Genomic DNA, 19,199 nt, shown 5'->3' with positions numbered 1-19,199 from the left:
AGCCGGGCCTGCTTCGAAGGTATACCGATTGGTATCCCGGTGGGTAGATTGGTGTCATGGCCACCACGATCAAAGTGAGTGCGGAGCTTCGCGATCGGATCAACCGTGACGCGCGGGCGCGCGGTTTGACTGCGTCGGGCCTGATCGAGCGCCTGCTCGACGCCCATGAGCGGCGTCAGCGCATGGAGGAGTTCGGGCGTTCGTTCAGAGGGGCAGACTCGTCCTACTGGGATGAGTTCCGGTCCTGGGACGTGACGCTCGACGACGGCCGGCCAGGTGACTGAACTGCGTCGCGGGGACGTCGTCTGGGCGGAGCTCGATCCGGCGGGCGGTCGTGAGCAACCCGGGCGCCGGCCTGCGCTCGTGGTGGCCAGCGACCTGTACCTCGAGCAGGCGGACACACTCGCGATCGTCCTGCCTGCGACGACGACCGATCGAGGGTGGCCGAATCATGTACTACTACGGGGTCCGCGACTCGGCCTGTCGACGCCGACGTTCGTCATGACGGAGCAGCCGCGCACCGTCACCCGTGATCGGTTCGTCGGCGACATCGGGGTGGTCGACGCCGCGACGATGCGTGAGGTGGACGGCTGGTTGCGGGACTTCCTCGCGTTGCACTGAGGGGCCAGTCGACCGTGAGTCAGTACCTCCGTCCGTGACGCAGTGCCTGCGGCCCGACGCAGACTGTTCTACGGCACTTCTTCGGGCAGGGCGTTCTTCCTCACGGCGTCAGGGCACTGGTCGACAGGACGACCCGCGACTCCCACGGGCGCAGAAGGATGTCCCCGGCGTCGTCGGGGGCCGGCGGGTGGGTGGCCAGCAGCACCTGCCCATTGGTTATCCCGAGGTCGGTGCGATCCAGTGATGCCGGTGCGCTCGACATGTTCGCGACCACCGTGAGCAGCTGCGTCCCGAGGGTGCGGCGGTAGGCCATCAGTTGCTCATGGTCGGGCAGCACGAGTTCGAAGTCCCCGTCGACCACTACGGGCAGGGTGTGTCGCAACTCGATGAGCCGCCGGTAGTGATGCAGCACCGAGCCGGGATCGGCCCACGCGGCGGCGGCGTTCAGTTCCGGGTAGGCGGGGTTGGCGGGGAGCCAGGGCGTGCCCGCGGTGAAGCCGCCGTGCGGGGCGTCCGACCATGGCATCGGTGTGCGCGCGTTGTCCCGGCCCATGGCGGACACGGCGGCGAGGACGTCGGCCGGGTCGGCCCCGGCCCGGACCGCCTGCCGGTAGTGGTTGAGGGTCTCGAGGTCCCGGTAGTCCTCGATGCCGGTCCACGAGACGTTCGTGAGCCCGAGTTCCTCACCCTGGTAGACGAACGGGGTGCCGCGCATCAGGTGCAGCACGGTGCCGAGGGTCTTCGCGGACGCGACACGGTGCTCCGGCGAGTCGTCACCCCACCGGGAGACGATCCGCGGCTGGTCGTGGTTGTTCCAGTAGAGCGCGTTCCATCCGTCACCGAGACCGGTCTGCCAGGCGGCCAGGTTCGCCTTGAGCGCGGGCAGCGTCAGCGGACGGGGATCCCACTTGCCGCCGGGACCATGGTCGAGGGAGACGTGCTCGAACGTGAACACCATGTCGAGCTGGGGCGTGCCCGGGTCCGTGACCGAGCGCGCCAGCGGCAGCGTCACGCCGGGCATCTCCCCGACGGTGACGAGCACGTCGCCGCGGGCGGTGGGTGCCGCGAACACCTCGCGGTGCAGCTCGCCGAGGAACTCCTCCAGCCGGGGGCCGTTCGTGTAGTGCGCGGAGCCGTCCGCGAGCCCGGTGCCCACCAGGGCGGGGGAGTCCACGCCGTCGGGCAGGGTCCCGTCGGGGCGCACCGCCTTGGAGATCAGGTTGATCACGTCGAGCCGGAAGCCGTCGACGCCGCGGTCCGCCCACCAGCGCAGCATCTCCTGGACGGCGGCCCGCACCTGCGGGTTCTCCCAGTTCAGGTCCGGCTGCTTGGCGGAGAACAGGTGCAGGTAGTACTCGCCGGACGCCTCGTCCCACTCCCAGACCGGCCCCGAGAAGAAGCCGTGCCAGTCCGTCGGCTCCGCGCCGGGCTCTCCGCCGACGTGCCCGGGGCGAGGTGGCCGCCACCAGTACCAGTCCCGTTTCACCGACTCGCGCGAGGCCCGCGAGTCGGCGAACCAGGGGTGCTCGTCGGAGGTGTGGTTGACCACCACGTCGAGCATGAGCCGCATCCCGCGCGCGTGCACCGCCTCGATCAGCTCGTCGAGGTCAGCCAGGGTGCCGAACACCGGATCCACGTCCCGGTAGTCGGAGATGTCATAGCCGTTGTCGTCCTGGGGAGAGGGGTAGACCGGCGAGAGCCACAGCACGTCGACGCCGAGCCGTTCGAGGTGGTCCAGGCGGCCGATGAGACCGCGCAGGTCGCCGATGCCGTCGCCGTCGGAGTCCGCGAACGATCGCGGGTACACCTGGTACACCACGGCCGAGCGCCACCATGGCTGCGACTCGGTCACGGCGCCGCCCGGTCGAACACGGGCGCGAGGCCGGGCCACGCGCTCGCGCGCACGTAAACCGGCACGACGGCGGGGGGAACCTCGCGCGTGATGGTCGCCCTACCGTGGTGTGCTTCGCCCGTCCAGGCGTCGACCCAGTCGCCCGCAGGCAGGTACGTCCGCCAGGTGGTGGCGCCGGGTTCGGTCACGGGGTGCACGAGCAGGTCGTCGCCGAGCCCGAACTGCAGCGGCCACCGCCAGATCTCCGGGTCGTCGGCGTGGTCGAAGAACAGCCCGCGCATGAGAGGGCGACCGGTCTCGATCGCGACGCGGGCCTGGGTGGTCAGGTAGGGGACGAGGCGCTCGCGCAGGTGCGCGAGCCGGCGGAACTCCTCGACCAGGTCGGGGTCGTCGTTCACCTCGGCCACGTACCAGGGGGTGCGGTCGCGCAGCGGCCGGCGATGGTGGTTGAACTCCGAGTGGTACTGCATGATCGGCATGAACGCCGACGCGGCGGCGGCCCGCAGATACAGCTCGCTCTCCGGCGGGGGACCGGAGAAGCCCGCCAGGTCCCAGCCCCAGTAGACGATCCCGCAGGCCGAGGCCGTGATCCCGGCCGTGACCGACGCCCGGAACGCCTCCCAGGTGGAGTCCTCGTCGCCGGCCCAGTGGACGCCGTGTGCCTGGGAGCCGGTGAACCCCGCCCGGGAGAACGTGACCGGTGCCTTGCCGTGCCGGCGCAGCAGGTCGCCGAAGGCCCGCGCGTAGTGCACCGGGTAGCGGTTGTTCCCCTCGTCGCCGCGGGTGCCGTCGCCGTAGCGCAGATCGTGGCCCCAGGCGTGCTCGCCGCCGTCGGTCTTGAAGCCGTCGACGTCGAGGTCCGCGAGCAGGTAGTCCCGCTTCGCGGTCCACGCGTCGCGGGTGCGCTGCGTGGACAGGTCGGGCATGAGCGACTGCGGGAACCACCAGCCCCGGTTGTGGTACGGCGTGCCGTCCGCCTCGAGGACGGCGTGGCCACCGTCGATCAGGGCGCGCCCATCCGCGTACACCTGGGCGTCCGCAGGGACGTCCGGGCCGAGGTCATGGCTCGTCTTCAGCAGCGGGATCTGCCACAGGATCACCTTGACGCCGCGCTCGTGGAGCTCGGCGACCATGGCCTTCGGATCCGGCCAGGCGCCGCCGGCGGGGTAGTTGATCTCGGCGCCGGCGTGTGGCGCGCCGTCGGTGTGCAACGGGTACTCGGCGTCGCGGACGAGCATGATGCCCTGCTCGTCGCTCCACGCCTCGATCACCACCACGCCCACCGGGATGTCGAGGTCGGCGTGGGTGTCCATCCGGTCCATCACGACGTCCTGGGTGTTCCACTCGTTCCCGGACGCCCACAGCCGGAACACCCACTCGGGCAGTTCCTCCGCGCGACCCACCTCGGCGGTGAACGCGGCGACGACGGCGGCCGGGTCGCCGGTGTAGACGCCCACGTCGAGGTGCTCGTGCGCCTCGCCGCCGAGGGCCACCTCGACCACCAGCCGGTCCGCCGTGGACGCGCCCACGTCGAACCAGGACCGCCGCGACGTGCGCAGGTGGAAGCCCCACGAGTTGGACGGCGAGACCACGTGCGCGAACGGCATCGGCAGGTACGTGCGTCCGGCCGCGGCCTGGCCCTTGTACTGCTCGAACACGACGGCGTCCAGGGTGCGACCGCGCTGGTCGACGGCGTCGAACCGCTCCCCGAACCCGACCACGTGCTCGTCCGGGCCGAGGGTCAGGGCGAACCGGACCCGGTGCACCCCGGTTTCGTCACGCAGCCACTGGACCGACCCGGGCACGAGCCGGTCGGTGCCCCCCGGGTCGCCGGCGCCGTCGAACGTGAGCTCGCCGCCGTCGGCCACCCAGGTGACCGGACGCAGCTCGAACCACTCGGTCTCGGCCTGAGCGCCGCCGTCGGCCTCCGCCCGGAACCGGTACCGGACGCCCTCGGTGACGGGCGGGCTCATGACCGCCCACGCACCGTCGTCGGCGAGGGCCGCCGCCTGAGCGGCGGCGAGGTGCCCCTCGCCACCGGCGAGGGCGGCAGCGTCCGCGGCGTCCACCACCACAGGGGCGAGGGACAGGGAGACCGGTGCTCCGCCGTCGGGCATCCACTCGCAGGCGATGGCCCGCACCTCGGGCGCGGCGATGACGCCGAGGCGTACCGCCGTACCGACCTCGGGTCGGACCGGGACGCGCTGGTCGGCCGAGGTCGCGTACGGGTGCTCGATGCCGAACGGCCGGTGGGTGAGCAGGGTCATGACTCTCCTGTGCTGAGGCGTGGTGCGGGTCGGGGTCAGAGCAGCGCGGTGACGCGTTCCTGGGCGCTGGTGAGCGCCTCCTCGACCGTCTTGCGGCCGGCGGCGGCCTCGGTGAGCTCCTCGGTGACGATGTCCTGCATCTCCGTCTGGCTCTCGATCGCCGGGGGCAGCACGATCGCGTCGAGGGAGTCGAACACGGCCTGCCGGTTCGCCGGGGGCGTCTGCTCGAGGTACGGGGCGAGCAGGGACTCGTCGGCGACCGGCGGGAGCTCCCACCCGGTGTCCAGGCGCATCTGGACCATCGCCTCGGACGAGGTGAGGTACTCGGCCCAGGCCTGCGCGGCCTCGGTGTTCGCCGACCGTGCGGAGACCACCGCAGTGTTGGAGAACATCGCCGACGCGTTCTCGGTGTTGCCCGGCTCGACCGCGATGTCCCAGGCGAAGTCGACGTCGGCGAGGGGGCCGAACATCCAGATGCCGGTGTGCCACATGGCGAGCTGGCCGGAGGTGAACAGGTTCGTGTCGAAGTCCGGGGTTCCGGCGCCGTCGGCGGTCGTCGGCATCACGGTGCCGGACTTCTCGACGAGCCACTCGGCGGCCTCGACGCCCTCGGGCGAGGCGAACGTGGCCTCGGTGCGGTCCTCGCTGAGGAACTCGCCACCGTTCTGGGCGAGCACCTTGTAGAACTCGTGGAAGGAGATCGGCTGGTAGTCGCCCCAGGTGCCGGAGGCGGTGTCGGTCAGGGCCTGCGCGGCGGCTCGCTCGTCCTCCCAGGTCCAGTCGGCGGTCGGCGGCTCCACCCCGGCGGCCTCGAACAGGTCGGCGTTGTAGAACAGCACCACGTTCGAGAACGACTCCGGCAGCCCGAACTGGGTGCCGTCCACCTGGAACGCCTCGAGCAGCGACGGCTTGTACGCCGCCTCGTCGACGCCCTCGAGCGGGGCGAGCGAGCCGTTCAGGGCGTAGGTGACGAAGTTCTCGTAGTTCAGCTCGAACACGTCCGCCTCGGTGCCGCCGGCGACGGCGGTCTGCAGCACGGTGAAGTAGTCGTCGTAGGGGAAGGTCTCGACGTCAACCGTGATGCCGGGGTTGTCCGCCTCGAAGGCGTCGACCACGAGCGCGAGGTTCTCCTCGTTGCCGCCGTTCGAGGAGAAGTTCATGTACGTGATTGTCGTCTGCGCGTCACCTGAGCCCTCGGCCTCGGTGGGGTCGTCGGTGCTGGCGGAGCCCTGTGAGCAGGCGGTCGCGGCGAGGGCGACGACGGCGCTCGTGGCCAGGAGCCGGGCGGCTCGGCGGCGGTGCTGAGTCATGATGGGGCCTTTCGTGGGGCGGCGACGTCGCCGCGGATGGGTGGGTTACTTGAGCCCGCTGTGGGCGAAGCCGGCGATGATGTATCGCTGGGCGAAGATGTAGACGATCGCGATGGGCAGGACCGAGACGACCGACCCCGCCATCACGACGTTCCACTGGGTGGTGAACTGGCCCTGGAGCGTGGCCAGGCCGAGCGGGAGCGTCATCAGCTCGGGGGAGCGGATGACCACGAGCGGCCACAGGTAGCTGTTCCAGCTCCCCATGAACGCGAACACCGCCACCGTGGCCAGGGCCGGCCGGGTGAGGGGGAGCACGACCTGCGCGAAGATCCGCAGGTGGTGGGCGCCGTCGAGGGTGGCGGCCTCGTCCAACTCGCGTGGCACACCCTCCATCGCCTGCTTCAACAGGAAGATGCCGAAGGCCGACGCGATCGACGGCGCGAGGAGGGCGAAGTAGGTGTCGGAGAGTTGGGCCCGGGTCATCTGGATGAACAGCGGCACCACGAGCACCTGCAACGGCACCATGAGCGTGGCCAGGTACACGGCGAACACTGCCTGGCGGCCGGGGAACGCGATCCGGGTGAACGCGTACGCGGCCATCGCGCCGGTGATGAGCTGGAACAGGGTCGAGGCGATCGCGATCCAGAACGAGTTCGCCACGATGCGCCACATGGGCATCGCGTCGAACAGTTGCCGGTAGGCGTCCAGGGTGGGGTCCTCGACGACCAGCGTGGGGCCCGAGGCGAGAGTCCCGTCCGGGGTGATCGAGGTGATGACGGTCCACAGGAACGGGAACAGCATGACGGCCGCGCCGAGCGTGAGCGCGACGCCCCAGAACAGGTTCTGGACAAGGCCCCGACGGCGGCCGGTGCCATTCGCAGGGCGGGTGGCGGTGAGCTCAGGCATAGGTCACCCACCGGCGCTGGCCGCGGATCTGGATCGCGGTGATGACGAGCACGAGGGCGAACAGCAGCCAGGACAGGGCGGAGGCGTCACCCGCGCGCCCGTACCGGAAGGTGAGGTCATAGATCTGGCCGACCACCACCTGGCTCGCGCCGGCCGGTCCGCCTCCCGTCATGACGTTCACCTGGTCGAACACCTGGAAGCCATTGATCAGCGAGATCACCACCACGAAGAACGTCGAGGGTGAGAGCAGCGGCAAAGTGATGTGCCAGAACCGGCGCCAGGCGCCGGCGCCGTCGACGCGGGCGGCCTCGAGGACCTCCTGCGGGAGGGCTTGCAAGCCGGCGAGCAGGATCACCATGACGAAGCCCAGGTCCTTCCAGACCGAGGCCAGGATGATCGACGGCATCGCCCACGCGGGGTCGGTCCACCAGCCGGGCTCCGGTAGCCCGATGGCGCCGAGCACGGTGTTGACGAGGCCGTTGGACGGGCTGAGCAGCCACTGCCAGACGAGGGCTACGACCACCCAACTCGTCACGACCGGCAGGAAGTATGCGCCGCGCAGGAACGCGATGCCGGCCATCGTCCGGTTGAGCGCGAGCGCCAGGCCGAGGCCGCCGATGTAGACCAGCGGGAGGTAGCCGAGGATGTAGGTCGCGGTGTTGGCGAAGACGTCGCGGGTGCGCGGGTCCGCGAGCAGGTCGCGGTAGTTCTCCAGGCCCACCCACTCCATCGGGGAGATGAGGTTCCAGTCGTGCAGGCTCACCCAGGCCGAGGAGATCATCGGCACGAGCGTGAACGCGGTGAGCGGGATCGCACTGGGCAGCAGGAACAGCAGCGCCCAGCCGAGGGTGCGCAGCCCGCGCCGGCGCGTGTTCGCGCGCTTGGTACTTGATGGGTCTGGCTCGGTGATCGGTCGGCGGAGCGCCGGCGCCGGTGCGGTGCTCATCGCATCGCCGCCGCACTGCCGGTGTGCAGCCGGGCCCGGATGAGCCGGCCCTGGTCGCCGCTCGCACCGGCCGCGTCGAACGGGGTGTGCAGCACCAGGGCCGCGGCGCCGGCCGCCCAGCGTTCGTCCGACCAGGACTCGACGGCGAACGGGAGGCTGCGGCGGCCCGGCAGCAGGTGCCGGCGGAACGCCCGCTCGAACGACTCCTCCCAGTGCGGCCAGCAGTCCGTGCCTTCACCGAGGACCACCACGATCTCGGGCGCCACGGTGTGCACCACTCCGGCGAGTGTGCGCCCGAGCAGGGCGCCCGCGTCGGCGAACACGCTCCGGGCGGCGGCATCGCCTTCGTCGGCAGCCCGGCGCAGGGCGGCTTTGCCGGACCGCGGGCCGATGGCGCCGGTCTCCCGTGCCGTGCGCACGAGGGCCTCGTCCCCGATGAAGGCCTCGAGGCAGCCGGTGTTGCCGCAGCCGCAGACCGGCCCGTCCGCCGCGACCGGGAAGTGGCCGATCTCGCCGGCGCCGCCGGCGGCGCCGCGGTGCAGGTTCCCGTCCACGACGATGCCGCACCCGATACCCCGGCCGATGGTGACGATGAGTGCGGAGTCATGCGAACCCGCGGTGCCGTAGAGGCGCTCGGCCACGGCGAGGGTGTTCACGTCGTTGTCGACGAGCACCGGCAGGTCTAGCTCGCGGCGCAGGAACGTCCCGACCGGGACCTCGCGCCAGCCGAGCGTCGGTGCCTGCACCACGCCGCTGGCCTGGTCGTCCACGGTGCCCGGTACGCCGACGCCGATGCCGAGCAGCAGGCCGTCGTAGCGCTCGATCGACGCGGCGAGCAGGCGGGCCAGCACGTCCAGCGCGTCGGGAGTTGAGGGGTCGAACGGTTCGTTGAGGATGTCCCGGACCGCGCCGTCGAGACCGACCTGGACCATCGTCACGTGATCCGCGGTGACCTTCGCGCCAATCGCCCCGACTCCGGCGCCATCCACGAGGCCGAGCAGTTGCGCCGGCCGCCCGCCACCCGAGGACACGACGTCGAGTTCGGTGATCACGCCCAGACTCAGCAGTGACTTGGTGACCTGGGTGATGGTCGCGGGGCTGACCCGTAGTGCGCGGGCGAGCTGCGCCCGGGACATCGGTCCCTTGGCGCCCAGCGCGGCGATGACGCTCGCGGGCCCGAGTTCTCCCCGGTCCGGCAGTGACGTCCGTGTCCCAGTCATGACACCTCTTCGTTCGTGACTTAATTTAGGCACATACTAAGAGGGTAGATCGAGCGGCGTCAACGGTCGATATCCATCGGCCACGAACGGGTCGCGGTTCGGCCAGACCCTCCCAGGGCGCTCTGGCGAACCGATGCGTGCGAGGCTCGGTACGTGCGCGACGACCAATCAACGCCGTTCCTCGGCGCGCCGGCTACCGATCCGGCGCTGCTGAGGACGCTGGCGGCGGCTGGTCTGCCAGCAACCGGGCGATTTCTCCCCAAGGCCGGCTGGGTCAGCCGCGTGTGGGTCGGCGACGAACACGTCATACGACTGAACACCAACGAACAGTTCCGCGACGCGTATCGCCACGAAGCCGCAGTCGTCACCCTGCTCGCAGGCAGCGAGGTTCCACACGCCCGGATCCTCGCCCACGGCGACGGCCCGGACGGGCCGTGGTACGTCTCCGAACGCCTGCCCGGCCGAACCCTGTCCGACGCATGGCCGGCGGCGGACTCGCCCACGCGGCAAGCAATGATCGAAAGCCTCGGCGTTGCGTTGCGCGCCCTTCACCGCGTTCCTGTCCCGGCCGGCCTAATGCCGCCCTGGCTGGCCGGCGCGCTCACCGGCAAGCCGTGGCCGGCGTACCACCCACCCGTCGTGAACGCGGCGCTCCAGCAGGTCGAGGCTGCCCGGCGACTGCCTGGTCATGACTCGCCCCTGCTCGCGGACGTCGCTGACTGGATCCAGGAGCGACTGGCGTTGTTCGCCAACGACGCAACGGTCCTCGTCCACGGTGATCTGCATGGCTCCAACGTGATGGTCGACCAAGGTCGCGTCACCGGTCTGATCGACTTCGCGGAGGCGTTGGCTCAGCCGGCGGATGCCGAGCTCGACACCATCCTGCGCTGGTGCGCGAGGGCGCGAGAGTACCCACCCACACCCGACGAACAGGGGCTCGACGAGACCACCCTCACGGAGGTCCCGGGGTGGCTGCACGGCGCGTATCCGGAGCTGTTCGAGCGCGAGCACCTGCGCGAGCGGTTGAACTTCTATGACATGTACATGGAGCTCGCGCTCTACGCACACCACCCCCAGGCTGACATCCGCGAAGTGGCGCAGGTCCGCATCGCTCGCCTGCTCTCCGGCCACAACCATCTCGATGGACTCGTCTGGTAGGTCGTCGTCCTCGCGCCGACTCGGTTTGGTGCGCGTGCTCCCGCGCACTCTCCGGTGGCCAACGCCCGCGGCTGCCGCCACAGTGGCACTCGTAGGCCAGGACCCTCGAGGTGATGCGGAGGTGCGTGATGGCGCGGTCGATCTGGACCGGTGCGTTGGCGTTCGGGTTGGTGAACGTGCCCGTTGGCCTGTACTCGGCCACCGAGGACAAGACGATCCACTTCCGCCAGTTCGCGAAGGGCACCTCGTCGCGGGTCCGGTACAAACGGGTCAACGAGGACACCGGCAAGGAGGTCGACTACGACGACATCGTCAAGGGCTACGAGCTGGACAGCGGCGAGTACGTACTCCTCGACCCGGACGAGCTCGACGAGATCGCACCCGGCCGCTCCCGCACGATCGACATCACCGACTTCGTCGATGCCGAGGACATCGATCCCATCCACTACCAGAAGACCTACTACCTGGCGCCGGCGAACGAGGCGGCCGAGCGGGCCTACCGGCTGCTCACGGCCGCCATGGAGAAGACCGACCGGATCGCGGTCGCGAACTTCGTGATGCGTTCCAAGCAGTACCTGGCCGCCGTGCGCCCGCACAACGGGGTTCTGACGCTGGAGACGATGTTCTTCGCCGACGAGATCCGCGACCCCAAGTCCGAGCTGCCGCGCGTGCCCGCGGCGCGCAAGCCCGGCGACAAGGACCTGAAGATGGCGACGTCGCTGATCGAGTCCATGACCTCGCAGTGGGACCCGGCGAACTACGTCGACACCTACCGCGAGAAGGTCCTCGACCTGGTGCAGGCCAAGGCCAAGGGTGAGGGCATCGTCACCGCGAGCGACGCCGAGGACGATGAGGGTGGCGGTGTCGTCGACCTGATGGAGGCGCTGCGCAAATCGGTCGAGGCCTCCCGTCAGCACAAGGCCGGCAACCGCCACCAGGCCGGCGGGCTCGAACGCAAGAGCAACGAGTCCGGCGACGCGCCGGACGTGTCGGCGAAGTCGAAGAAGGAGCTGTACGACCTGGCGAAGGACTACGGCGTCGACGGCCGTTCCCAGATGACCAAGGACGAGCTCGCCGAGGCGATCACCCAGGCGGCCAGGACCCAGAAGAAGAAGGCCTCATGACCAGCCCGTCCACCACGGCCGCTCGCCCCTGTTGTGGTTCGCTGCACCTGCGCCACTGCCACGACACCTGGATCGTGCACACCGACGAGACCCAGGCCTGTTCCGATCCCGGATGTGACACCCCCGGTGAGGGCCACGCGCTCATCATGGTGTGCGCCGACCTGGAGCCGGCGTGCCGATGCCTGGCGCCGGCCGAGTCCGGGCCGCAGGTCCCCTGACCGCCGGCGCCGTCGGGCACTCGGCGCGCGCTGCGGCCGCGGTGCTGGCAGCCTCGGTACAGAGTCGGACGGCCCGCCGAAGCACATCACACGTGCCAGCCGCCGGCGTGTGAGGGAGGTCGGTCGAATGCCACGCGGAGACGTCGAGACGTTCCACGAGGACGGGCAGTGGAAGAACCGCCGCGAGGGAATCGAGCAGGCGTTCAGCACGCACGAGGACAGGGACGAGGCCATTGCGGTCGGGCGTGAGGAAGCGCGCACCGGCGGCGTCGACCACGTCGTCAGAAACGTCGACGGCACGATCGGCGAACGGCCCAGCTACGGACCCGATCCCCGCGACGGACAGGGTCCCCGCGACGTCCAGGACTGACCCGGTTCCCGCGACGTCAGGCGTCCGGCTCAGTGGTGGGCGTGACTCCAGGCTGCCCCCCCACTGTGGCGCTTCCGCGGAAGCGCCCTCACTCCCAGTACGCGTGCTCCCGCCCCGGGAACGTCCCGCCCCGCACCTCGGCCGCATACTCCGAGGCGGCCTTCTCCAGCTCCGCCCCGATCTGCGCGAACTGCTTCGCGAACCTGGGCGCCCAGCCACCCATGCCGGCCATGTCCAGCCACACCAGCACCTGCCCGTCGCAGGAGGACCCGGCGCCGATCCCGATCGTCGGGATGGCGAGGATCTCGGTGGCCCGGGCCGCGACCGGCGCGGGCACCATCTCCAGCACCACGGCGAACGCTCCGGCCTCCTGCAACGCCAGGGCGTCCTCGCAGAGGCGCTCGGCGGCGTCCTCGCCGCGGCCCTGCACGCGCTTGCCGCCGAGGACGTTCTCCGACTGGGGGGTGAAGCCGAGGTGGCCCATCACGGGGATCCCGGCGGAGGTGAGCAGCCGCACGTGTTCCGCCACCCGCAGGCCGCCCTCGAACTTCACGGCGTGGGCGCCGCCCTCCTTGAGCATCCGCACCGCGGAGGCGTGCGCCTGCGCGGGGCTGGCCTCGTAGGACCCGAACGGCAGGTCCGCCACCACCATGGTCCGCTTCGTGGCCCGGGTCACGGCGCGCACGGCCGGGATGAGCTCGTCCATCGTGACCGGGATGGTGTTCGCGTGCCCGAGCATGTTGTCGCCCATCGAGTCGCCGACGAGCAGCATGTCGATCCCGGCGGCGTCGAAGATCCGCGCGGTCGGCGCGTCGTAGGCGGTCAGCATCGTCAGCCGTTCACCGGCGTCCTTCGCGGCCTGCACGTGTTGCACGCGCACCCGCCTGGGCTTGTCCCCTCCCACCGGGGGCAGAACGGACGTGGCCGGGGCAGGGGTCTCCTGTGACATGCCAACCAGCCTAGTCCGCGTCGGACTCCCGGAATGCGCTCGTGATCGGCAGCCGACGGTCGCGCCCGAACGCCATCGCGGTCACCTTCGGCCCGATCGGGTACTGGCGCCGCTTCCACTCGGCGCGGTCCACGAGGCTGACCACCGTCTCGACCGTCTCCTCGTCGAACCCGGACGCGAGCAGGTCCTCGCGGCCGAGCGCGTTCTCCACGTACGCGTCGAGCACGTTGTCCAGCAGCTCGTAGTCCGGCAGCGACTGGTCGTCGCGCTGCCCGGGCCGCAGCTCGGCCGACGGTGGCTTCGTGATCGAGTTCTCCGGGATCGGCTCCACCTCGCCGCGGTCCAGCGCCCGGGCGTTGCGGAACCGCGACAGTTCCCACACCCGCGTCTTGGACACGTCCTTCAGCGGCGCATACCCCCCGACGGCGTCCCCGTAGATCGTGGAGTAGCCCACCGCGAGCTCGCTCTTGTTGCCCGTCGCGAGCACCAGGTGCCCCTCGGTGTTGGACAGCGCCATCAGGATCACCCCGCGCACCCGCGCCTGCAGGTTCTCCTCCGCCGTCCCGGACAGCCCCAGCGCACCCTGGAACGCGTCCACCATCGGCGCGATCTCCTGCACGCGATAGTCCAGCCCGATCCGCTCCGCGCTGTCCTCCGCGTCGGTGCGGGAGTGCGACGAGGAGTACACCGACGGCATCGACACCCCCACGACGTTCGATGCCCCGACGGCGTCCGCCGCGATCGCCGCCACCAGCGCCGAGTCGATCCCGCCGGACAGCCCCAGCACCACCGATCCGAACCCGTTCTTCAAGGCGTAGTCCCGCAGCCCGAGCACCACCGCGTCGTACATCTGCTCGGTGTCGTCGGAGCGCCGCGTGAACGCGGCATCGCGCACCACGGTCTGCCCGGGCGCGTCGATATCGAGCACCAGCAGGTGCTCGACGAACGTCGGCCCCGACGCGAGCAACTCGCCGTCGACATCCACAACGAAAGATCCGCCGTCGAACACCAGATCGTCCTGACCACCGATCAGGTTCACGTACGCGACCGGGGCGCCCACCTCCCGGGCCCGCTGCGCACCCAGGCGCACCCGCAGGGGCGCCTTGCCCCGCTCGTAGGGGGAGCCGTTGATGACCAGCAGCAGGTCGAGGGAGTCGTCGGTGAGCTGCTCCACGGTGCCGCCGTCCTGCCAGATGTCCTCGCAGATCGCCAGGCCGACTCGCTTACCCGCGACGTCCACCACCACCGGGTCGTTCCCGGAGGCGAAGATCCGGAACTCGTCGAACACCCCGTAATTGGGCAGGTGGTGCTTCGTGTAGCGCGTCACGATGCGCCCCTGGTGCAGCACCACCGCGGTGTTCGTGGGTCGCCCGTCCGCCGCGGTCCCGAGCGCACCGACCACCACGACGGCGTCTCCCGCACCCGCCGAGACCAGGTCACCCGCCAGCGCCTCCAGTCGCGCGGCGGCGGCCCGCTGGAACGAGCCGCGCACCGCGAGGTCCTCGATCGGGTACCCGGTCAGCATCATCTCCCCGAACGCGATCAGGTCCGCGCCCTCGGCTGCGGCGGCGGACGCGACCCGCAACACCGTGGCGGCATTGCCGTCCAGATCGCCCACCGTTGAATTCGTCTGCGCGAGTGCCACGCGAAGCGTCGTCATGGCACGGAAGCCTACGACTCACCTGACATGATGGTCCCGGCACCGGCGAGCACCGGAAACTATGACGGGAGCAGTGCATGGACAGGCAGCAGGAGTACGTCCTTCGCGCGATCGAGGAGCGTGACGTCCGGTTCATCCGGCTGTGGTTCACCGACGTGCTCGGCGTGCTGAAGTCGGTGGCCATCGCCCCGGCCGAACTCGAGGGCGCGTTCAGCGAGGGCATCGGCTTCGACGGCTCATCGATCGAGGGCCTGGCCCGCGTCTCCGAGTCCGACCTCGTCGCGAAGCCGGACCCGTCCACGTTCCAGGTGCTGCCCTGGCGCGGCGGCAAGCACGGCACCGCGCGGATGTTCTGCGACATCCTCACCCCGGATGGTGAGCCCGCCGCCGCGGACCCGCGCAACGTGCTCAAGCGCGCCCTCGCGAAGGCCGCGGACGCCGGGTTCACCTTCTACACCCACCCGGAGATCGAGTTCTACCTGTTCCAGCCGCAGGAGAACGAGACCGACCCGCTGGTCCCGATCGACAACGCCGGCTACTTCGACCACGTCGCCCGCGGTCAGGGTCACGACTTCCGCCGCGCCGCGATCACCCTGCTGGAGTCGATGGGCATCTCGGTGGAGTTCTCCCACCACGAGGCCGGCCCCGGGCAGAACGAGATCGACCTGCGCTACGCCGACGCCCTGTCCACCGCGGACAACATCATGACGTTCCGCTCGGTGGTCAAGGAGGTCTCGATCGAGCAGGGCTTCGTCGCCTCGTTCATGCCGAAGCCGATGGCCGGCCAGCCCGGCTCGGGCATGCACACGCACCTGTCGCTGTTCGAGGGGGACACCAACGTCTTCCACGCGCCGGGCTCCAAGTACGGGCTGTCCACCACGGCCCGCCAGTTCATGGCCGGGCTGCTGGTGCACTCGGGTGAGATCACCGCCGTCGCCAATCAGTTCGTGAACTCCTACAAGCGGCTCTGGGGCGGGCAGGAGGCCCCGAGCTACAAGACCTGGGGTCACAACAACCGGTCCGCGCTGCTGCGGGTGCCGATGTACAAGCCGAACAAGGGCCAGTCCGCGCGGATCGAGTACCGCGGCATGGACTCCGCCGCGAACCCCTACCTCGCGCTCGCGGTGCTGCTGCGGGCCGGGCTGAAGGGCATCGAGGAGGGCTACGAGCTGCCCGAGGAGGCCGAGGACGTCGTCTGGGAGCTCTCCGACGGCGAGCGTCGCGCCCTGGGCATCGAGCCGCTGCCGGGCAGCCTGGAGGCGGCCGTGGAGACCATGGAACGCTCCGAGCTGGTCGCGGACACGCTCGGGGAGAACGTGTTCAACTTCTTCCTCGCGAACAAGCGGCAGGAGTGGACCGACTACCGGGCGCAGGTCACCCCCTACGAGCTGGCCCGCGTCGGCCTGATCTGAGCATGGCTGGTTCGGCAAGCCAATGCCCGACGGCGCAGGTGGCGGCCGCGTGAGCCGCGCACCTTCGCTGCGGGCCCGGTTGGCGCGCACCGGCTTCGCCGATGCCTCCCGCGCGGCGGACCTGTGGGAGTCGGGTTTCCTGGCCGGGGTGCTCGCCGCGTGCGAGGCCGCCGAGCTCGACGGCGGAAGTCGTGACGGCGGGTTGGGCGCGGCGTCGACGGCGCTGATCGCCGACGTCGCCCGCGCCGCCGACCCCGACCTCGCGCTCCTCGCGCTGGCCCGGCTCGGTGAGGCCGACCCCGACCGGGCCGAGCGCCTGACCGAGGTGCTCGCCGACCCAGCCGGCGCCCGGGGCAACCTGATCGCGGTCCTCGGGGCGTCGGTGGCGACGGGGGACTGGCTGGTCGCCCACCCCGGCGACGTCGAGTACGTACTGCGCCCCCGCAACGGCGTGGCCGCAGACCCGGCGAACGTGCGCACCCAACTGTTGGAATCGGTCGGCGCCGACCCCGACGCGGCGATGCCGGTCGCGTCCGTGCGGGCCAGCGACGGCGCCCTCGACGAGATGCGCCGCGCCTACCGCCGCGCGCTCCTGACGATCGCCACCGAGGACCTCACCGCCACCGACCCCGAGGCGTTCCTGCCCGAGGTCGGCGCCGCCCTGGCCAACCTCGCCGCCGCCGCGCTCGAGGCGGCCCTGGCCCTGGCCCGGGCGGAACTGTCCGACCACGGCAAGGACGTACGCCTCGCCGTCCTCGGCATGGGCAAGACCGGCGGCCGGGAGCTCAACTACATCTCCGACGTCGACGTCATCTACGTGGCCGAACCGGTCGACGGTGCCGACGAGGCCGTCGCCCTGCGGGTCGGCACGAAGCTCGCTGCCACCCTGGCCCGGATGTGCTCGATGCCCGCCCGCGAGCCCGCCCTGTGGGAGGTGGACGCCGCGCTGCGCCCGGAGGGCAAGAACGGCCCGCTGGTGCGCACCCTCGCCTCGCACGTGTCCTACTACGAGCGGTGGGCCAAGACCTGGGAGTTCCAGGCCCTGCTCAAGGCCCGGCACGTGGCCGGGGACGTGGACCTGTCCGCCGCCTACCTGGCCGCGACCCGCCCGATGGTGTGGGAGGCCGCCGGCCGGGAGAACTTCGTCGAGGACTCCCAGGCGATGCGCCGCCGGGTCGAGGACAACGTGCCGCCCGCGGAGGCGGACCGGCAGATCAAGCTCGGCCGCGGCGGCCTGCGCGACGTCGAGTTCACCGTGCAGTTGCTGCAGCTCGTGCACGGCCGCACCGACCCCTCGATCCGGTCCGCGAACACCCTCCGCGCCCTGCAGTCCCTGGCCGCGGGCGGCTATGTCGGCCGCGACCACGCCGCCGAACTGGGCGCCTGCTACCGGTTCCTGCGCGTGCTCGAGCACCGCGTCCAGCTGTACCGGATGCGCCGCACCCACCTGCTGCCCACGGCCGACGATGACCTGCGCCGCCTGGCCCGGTCGATGGGCCGCTCACCCGAGGGGGAGGTGGCCGGCGCCAAGGACCTGGTGGCGCGTTGGCAGGCGATCCGCCGGCGGGTCCGCCGCCTGCACGAGGAGCTGTACTACCGCCCGCTGCTGCCCGCCACAGCACGGCTCTCCGCGGACGACGTCTCCCTCGACCCCGAGGCTGCGAAGGCCCGGCTGCAGGCCATCGGCTACCGGGATCCGGCCGGGGCGCTGCGACACATCAAGATCCTCACCGAGGGCATCTCCCGCCGCGCCGCCATCCAGCGCCAATTGCTGCCGGTGATGCTCGGCTGGTTCGGCGAGGGGCCCGACCCCGACGGCGGCCTGCTCGCGTTCCGCAAGCTCTCCGAGGAGCTCGGCGGCACCCACTGGTACCTGAAGATGCTCCGCGACTCCGGCGCCGCCGCCGAACGCCTGGCCACGCTGCTGTCCTCCTCGAAGTACGTGGCCGACTCGCTGCTGCGCACCCCCGAGGCCGTCGCCTGGCTCGGCGACGACCGCGAACTCACCCCGCGTACTGCCGAGGCGTTGGCGGCCGCGATGAACGCCATGCTGCTGCGCCGCGACGACCCCACTGACGCCGCCCAGGCGGTTAGGTTCCTGCGCCGCCGCGAGCTCACCCGCGGCGCCATCGGCGACGTGCTCGCCGACGTGCCGGTGACCACGTGCGCGCAGGTGGTCACCCCGGCCGCGGACATGGCACTGGCCGGCGCCGTGCGGATCGCCACCCAGACCGCGACGGCGGAACTGGGCCTGGGCGCCGACCCGTCGGTGTTCCTCGTGGTCGCCATGGGCCGCCTCGGCGGCGCCGAGATCGGCTACGCCTCCGATGCGGACGTGCTGTTCGTGCACGACCCGCACGAGAGTGCTGACGCGAAGGCCGCCCAGGACTGGGCGGTCCTGGTCGCCACCACGATCGCGTCCCTGCTCGGCAAGACCGGCCCCGAGCCCGTGCTTTCGGTGGACTCCCAACTGCGCCCCGAGGGCCGGCAGGGCCCGGTGGTGCGGACCATCGACTCCTACGCCGAGTACTACCAGCGGTGGGCGCAGGGCTGGGAGCGTCAGGCCCTGCTGCGGGCGCGTTCGGTGGCGGGGGATGTCGGCCTGGGGGAGCGGTTCACCGCCCTGATCGACCCGCTGCGCTACCCCGCCACCGGGATCGACCTTGCCGAGATCCGCGAGCTGCGCCGGATCAAGGCGCGGGTGGAGTCCGAGCGGTTGCCCCGCGGTGTGCCGGCGACACACCACCTGAAGCTCGGCCGCGGCGGACTGAGCGACGTGGAGTGGACGGCCCAATACCTCCAGTTGTGCCACGCGGGCGAGTTCGAGGCCCTGCGGACAACGTCGACGCTGGGTGCGTTGGCCGCCGCCCGCGACGCGCACCTGATCTCGGAGTCCGACGCCGAACAGCTCACCGCTGCGTGGGAGCTGGCCACCCGGTTGCGGAACGCGATCGTGCTCAGCACCGGACGGGTGAGCGGCCAGAAGGTGGACGTGCTGCCATCGGAGCGGGGCGAGCTCGGAGGGGTGTCGAGGTTGCTCGGCTACCAGGCCGGGCATGCCCGGGACCTGGAGGAGGACTGGCTGCGCACGGCTCGGCAGGCGCGGGTTGTGATGGAGCGAGTGTTCTTCGGCTGAGCATCCGGGCGCCGATTGACCCTCCTGCGCGCCCTCGTCGTGGCACGCTG

General features: G+C 70.9%; 16 protein-coding genes. 8 read left to right on the top strand and 8 right to left on the bottom strand.

Going from position 1 to position 19,199, the window contains the following annotated elements; all coding sequences use genetic code 11:
- Positions 1–56: 56 nt before the first annotated feature.
- Both GKS42_RS14955 and GKS42_RS14950 read left to right on the top strand, forming a co-directional pair.
- Positions 57–284, top strand: a complete 228-nt coding sequence (locus GKS42_RS14955) for a toxin-antitoxin system protein (RefSeq protein WP_154794555.1) — start codon at positions 57–59, stop codon at positions 282–284.
- The gene (locus tag GKS42_RS14950) at positions 277–621 is read left to right on the top strand and encodes a type II toxin-antitoxin system PemK/MazF family toxin (protein WP_154794554.1); all 345 of its coding nucleotides are present in this window, start codon (positions 277–279) and stop codon (positions 619–621) included. Before GKS42_RS14955 ends, GKS42_RS14950 begins: the two co-directional genes overlap by 8 nt.
- A gap of 100 nt (positions 622–721) precedes the next feature.
- On the opposite strand, the gene GKS42_RS14945 is transcribed toward GKS42_RS14950, so the two are convergent.
- Genes GKS42_RS14945 through GKS42_RS14920 form a run of 6 tightly spaced genes read right to left on the bottom strand, consistent with a single transcriptional unit; the run spans position 722 to position 9,122 of the window.
- Entirely contained in the window at positions 722–2,473 is a 1,752-nt protein-coding gene (locus tag GKS42_RS14945; RefSeq protein ID WP_154794553.1) for a glycoside hydrolase family 13 protein, read from the bottom strand.
- Positions 2,470–4,740: a glycoside hydrolase family 31 protein gene (locus GKS42_RS14940; protein WP_210769194.1), complete on the bottom strand. Its 2,271-nt coding sequence runs from the start codon at positions 4,738–4,740 to the stop codon at positions 2,470–2,472. Before GKS42_RS14940 ends, GKS42_RS14945 begins: the two co-directional genes overlap by 4 nt.
- Positions 4,741–4,775: 35 nt before the next feature.
- Positions 4,776–6,050: an ABC transporter substrate-binding protein gene (locus tag GKS42_RS14935; protein ID WP_154794552.1), complete on the bottom strand. Its 1,275-nt coding sequence runs from the start codon at positions 6,048–6,050 to the stop codon at positions 4,776–4,778.
- 45 nt (positions 6,051–6,095) lie between these two features.
- Positions 6,096–6,956 (bottom strand): carbohydrate ABC transporter permease, encoded by an 861-nt coding sequence (locus GKS42_RS14930; protein ID WP_154794551.1) that lies wholly within the window; start codon positions 6,954–6,956, stop codon positions 6,096–6,098.
- Complete coding sequence (locus tag GKS42_RS14925) at positions 6,949–7,902, bottom strand: carbohydrate ABC transporter permease (protein ID WP_154794550.1); 954 nt, start codon at positions 7,900–7,902, stop codon at positions 6,949–6,951. Before GKS42_RS14925 ends, GKS42_RS14930 begins: the two co-directional genes overlap by 8 nt.
- A complete protein-coding gene (locus GKS42_RS14920; RefSeq protein WP_154794549.1) occupies positions 7,899–9,122 on the bottom strand; it encodes an ROK family transcriptional regulator in 1,224 nt (407 codons plus the stop codon). The genes GKS42_RS14925 and GKS42_RS14920 overlap by 4 nt, the downstream gene beginning before the upstream one ends.
- Before the next feature lie 153 nt (positions 9,123–9,275).
- Between GKS42_RS14920 and GKS42_RS14915 the strand changes: the two genes are divergently transcribed.
- From GKS42_RS14915 to GKS42_RS14900, 4 genes are all read left to right on the top strand, one after another.
- The gene (locus tag GKS42_RS14915) at positions 9,276–10,280 is read left to right on the top strand and encodes a phosphotransferase family protein (RefSeq protein WP_154794548.1); all 1,005 of its coding nucleotides are present in this window, start codon (positions 9,276–9,278) and stop codon (positions 10,278–10,280) included.
- A gap of 128 nt (positions 10,281–10,408) precedes the next feature.
- Positions 10,409–11,404, top strand: a complete 996-nt coding sequence (gene ku, locus GKS42_RS14910) for a non-homologous end joining protein Ku (RefSeq protein WP_154794547.1) — start codon at positions 10,409–10,411, stop codon at positions 11,402–11,404.
- Complete coding sequence (locus GKS42_RS14905) at positions 11,401–11,622, top strand: hypothetical protein (RefSeq protein WP_154794546.1); 222 nt, start codon at positions 11,401–11,403, stop codon at positions 11,620–11,622. The genes ku and GKS42_RS14905 overlap by 4 nt, the downstream gene beginning before the upstream one ends.
- A 127-nt stretch (positions 11,623–11,749) precedes the next feature.
- Positions 11,750–11,992, top strand: a complete 243-nt coding sequence (locus tag GKS42_RS14900; RefSeq protein ID WP_154794545.1) for a DUF2188 domain-containing protein — start codon at positions 11,750–11,752, stop codon at positions 11,990–11,992.
- A gap of 88 nt (positions 11,993–12,080) precedes the next feature.
- On the opposite strand, the gene panB is transcribed toward GKS42_RS14900, so the two are convergent.
- Both panB and GKS42_RS14890 read right to left on the bottom strand, forming a co-directional pair.
- Positions 12,081–12,941, bottom strand: a complete 861-nt coding sequence (gene panB / locus GKS42_RS14895; RefSeq protein WP_154794544.1) for a 3-methyl-2-oxobutanoate hydroxymethyltransferase — start codon at positions 12,939–12,941, stop codon at positions 12,081–12,083.
- 10 nt (positions 12,942–12,951) lie between these two features.
- Positions 12,952–14,601 (bottom strand): NAD+ synthase, encoded by a 1,650-nt coding sequence (locus GKS42_RS14890; protein ID WP_154794543.1) that lies wholly within the window; start codon positions 14,599–14,601, stop codon positions 12,952–12,954.
- 77 nt (positions 14,602–14,678) lie between these two features.
- On the opposite strand from GKS42_RS14890, the gene GKS42_RS14885 reads away from it, so the two are divergent.
- Both GKS42_RS14885 and GKS42_RS14880 read left to right on the top strand, forming a co-directional pair.
- On the top strand, positions 14,679–16,013 hold the full coding sequence (locus GKS42_RS14885) for a glutamine synthetase family protein (RefSeq protein WP_154794542.1): 1,335 nt from the start codon (positions 14,679–14,681) through the stop codon (positions 16,011–16,013).
- A 22-nt stretch (positions 16,014–16,035) separates the two neighbouring features.
- A complete protein-coding gene (locus GKS42_RS14880) occupies positions 16,036–19,149 on the top strand; it encodes a bifunctional [glutamine synthetase] adenylyltransferase/[glutamine synthetase]-adenylyl-L-tyrosine phosphorylase (protein ID WP_154794541.1) in 3,114 nt (1,037 codons plus the stop codon).
- The last annotated feature ends 50 nt before the right edge of the window (positions 19,150–19,199 follow it).

The sequence above is a fragment of the Occultella kanbiaonis genome (genome assembly GCF_009708215.1).
GTDB lineage: Bacteria > Actinomycetota > Actinomycetes > Actinomycetales > Beutenbergiaceae > Occultella > Occultella kanbiaonis.
Note: the sequence above shows the minus strand (reverse complement) of the source record. Positions and strands in the feature narration are given on the sequence as shown.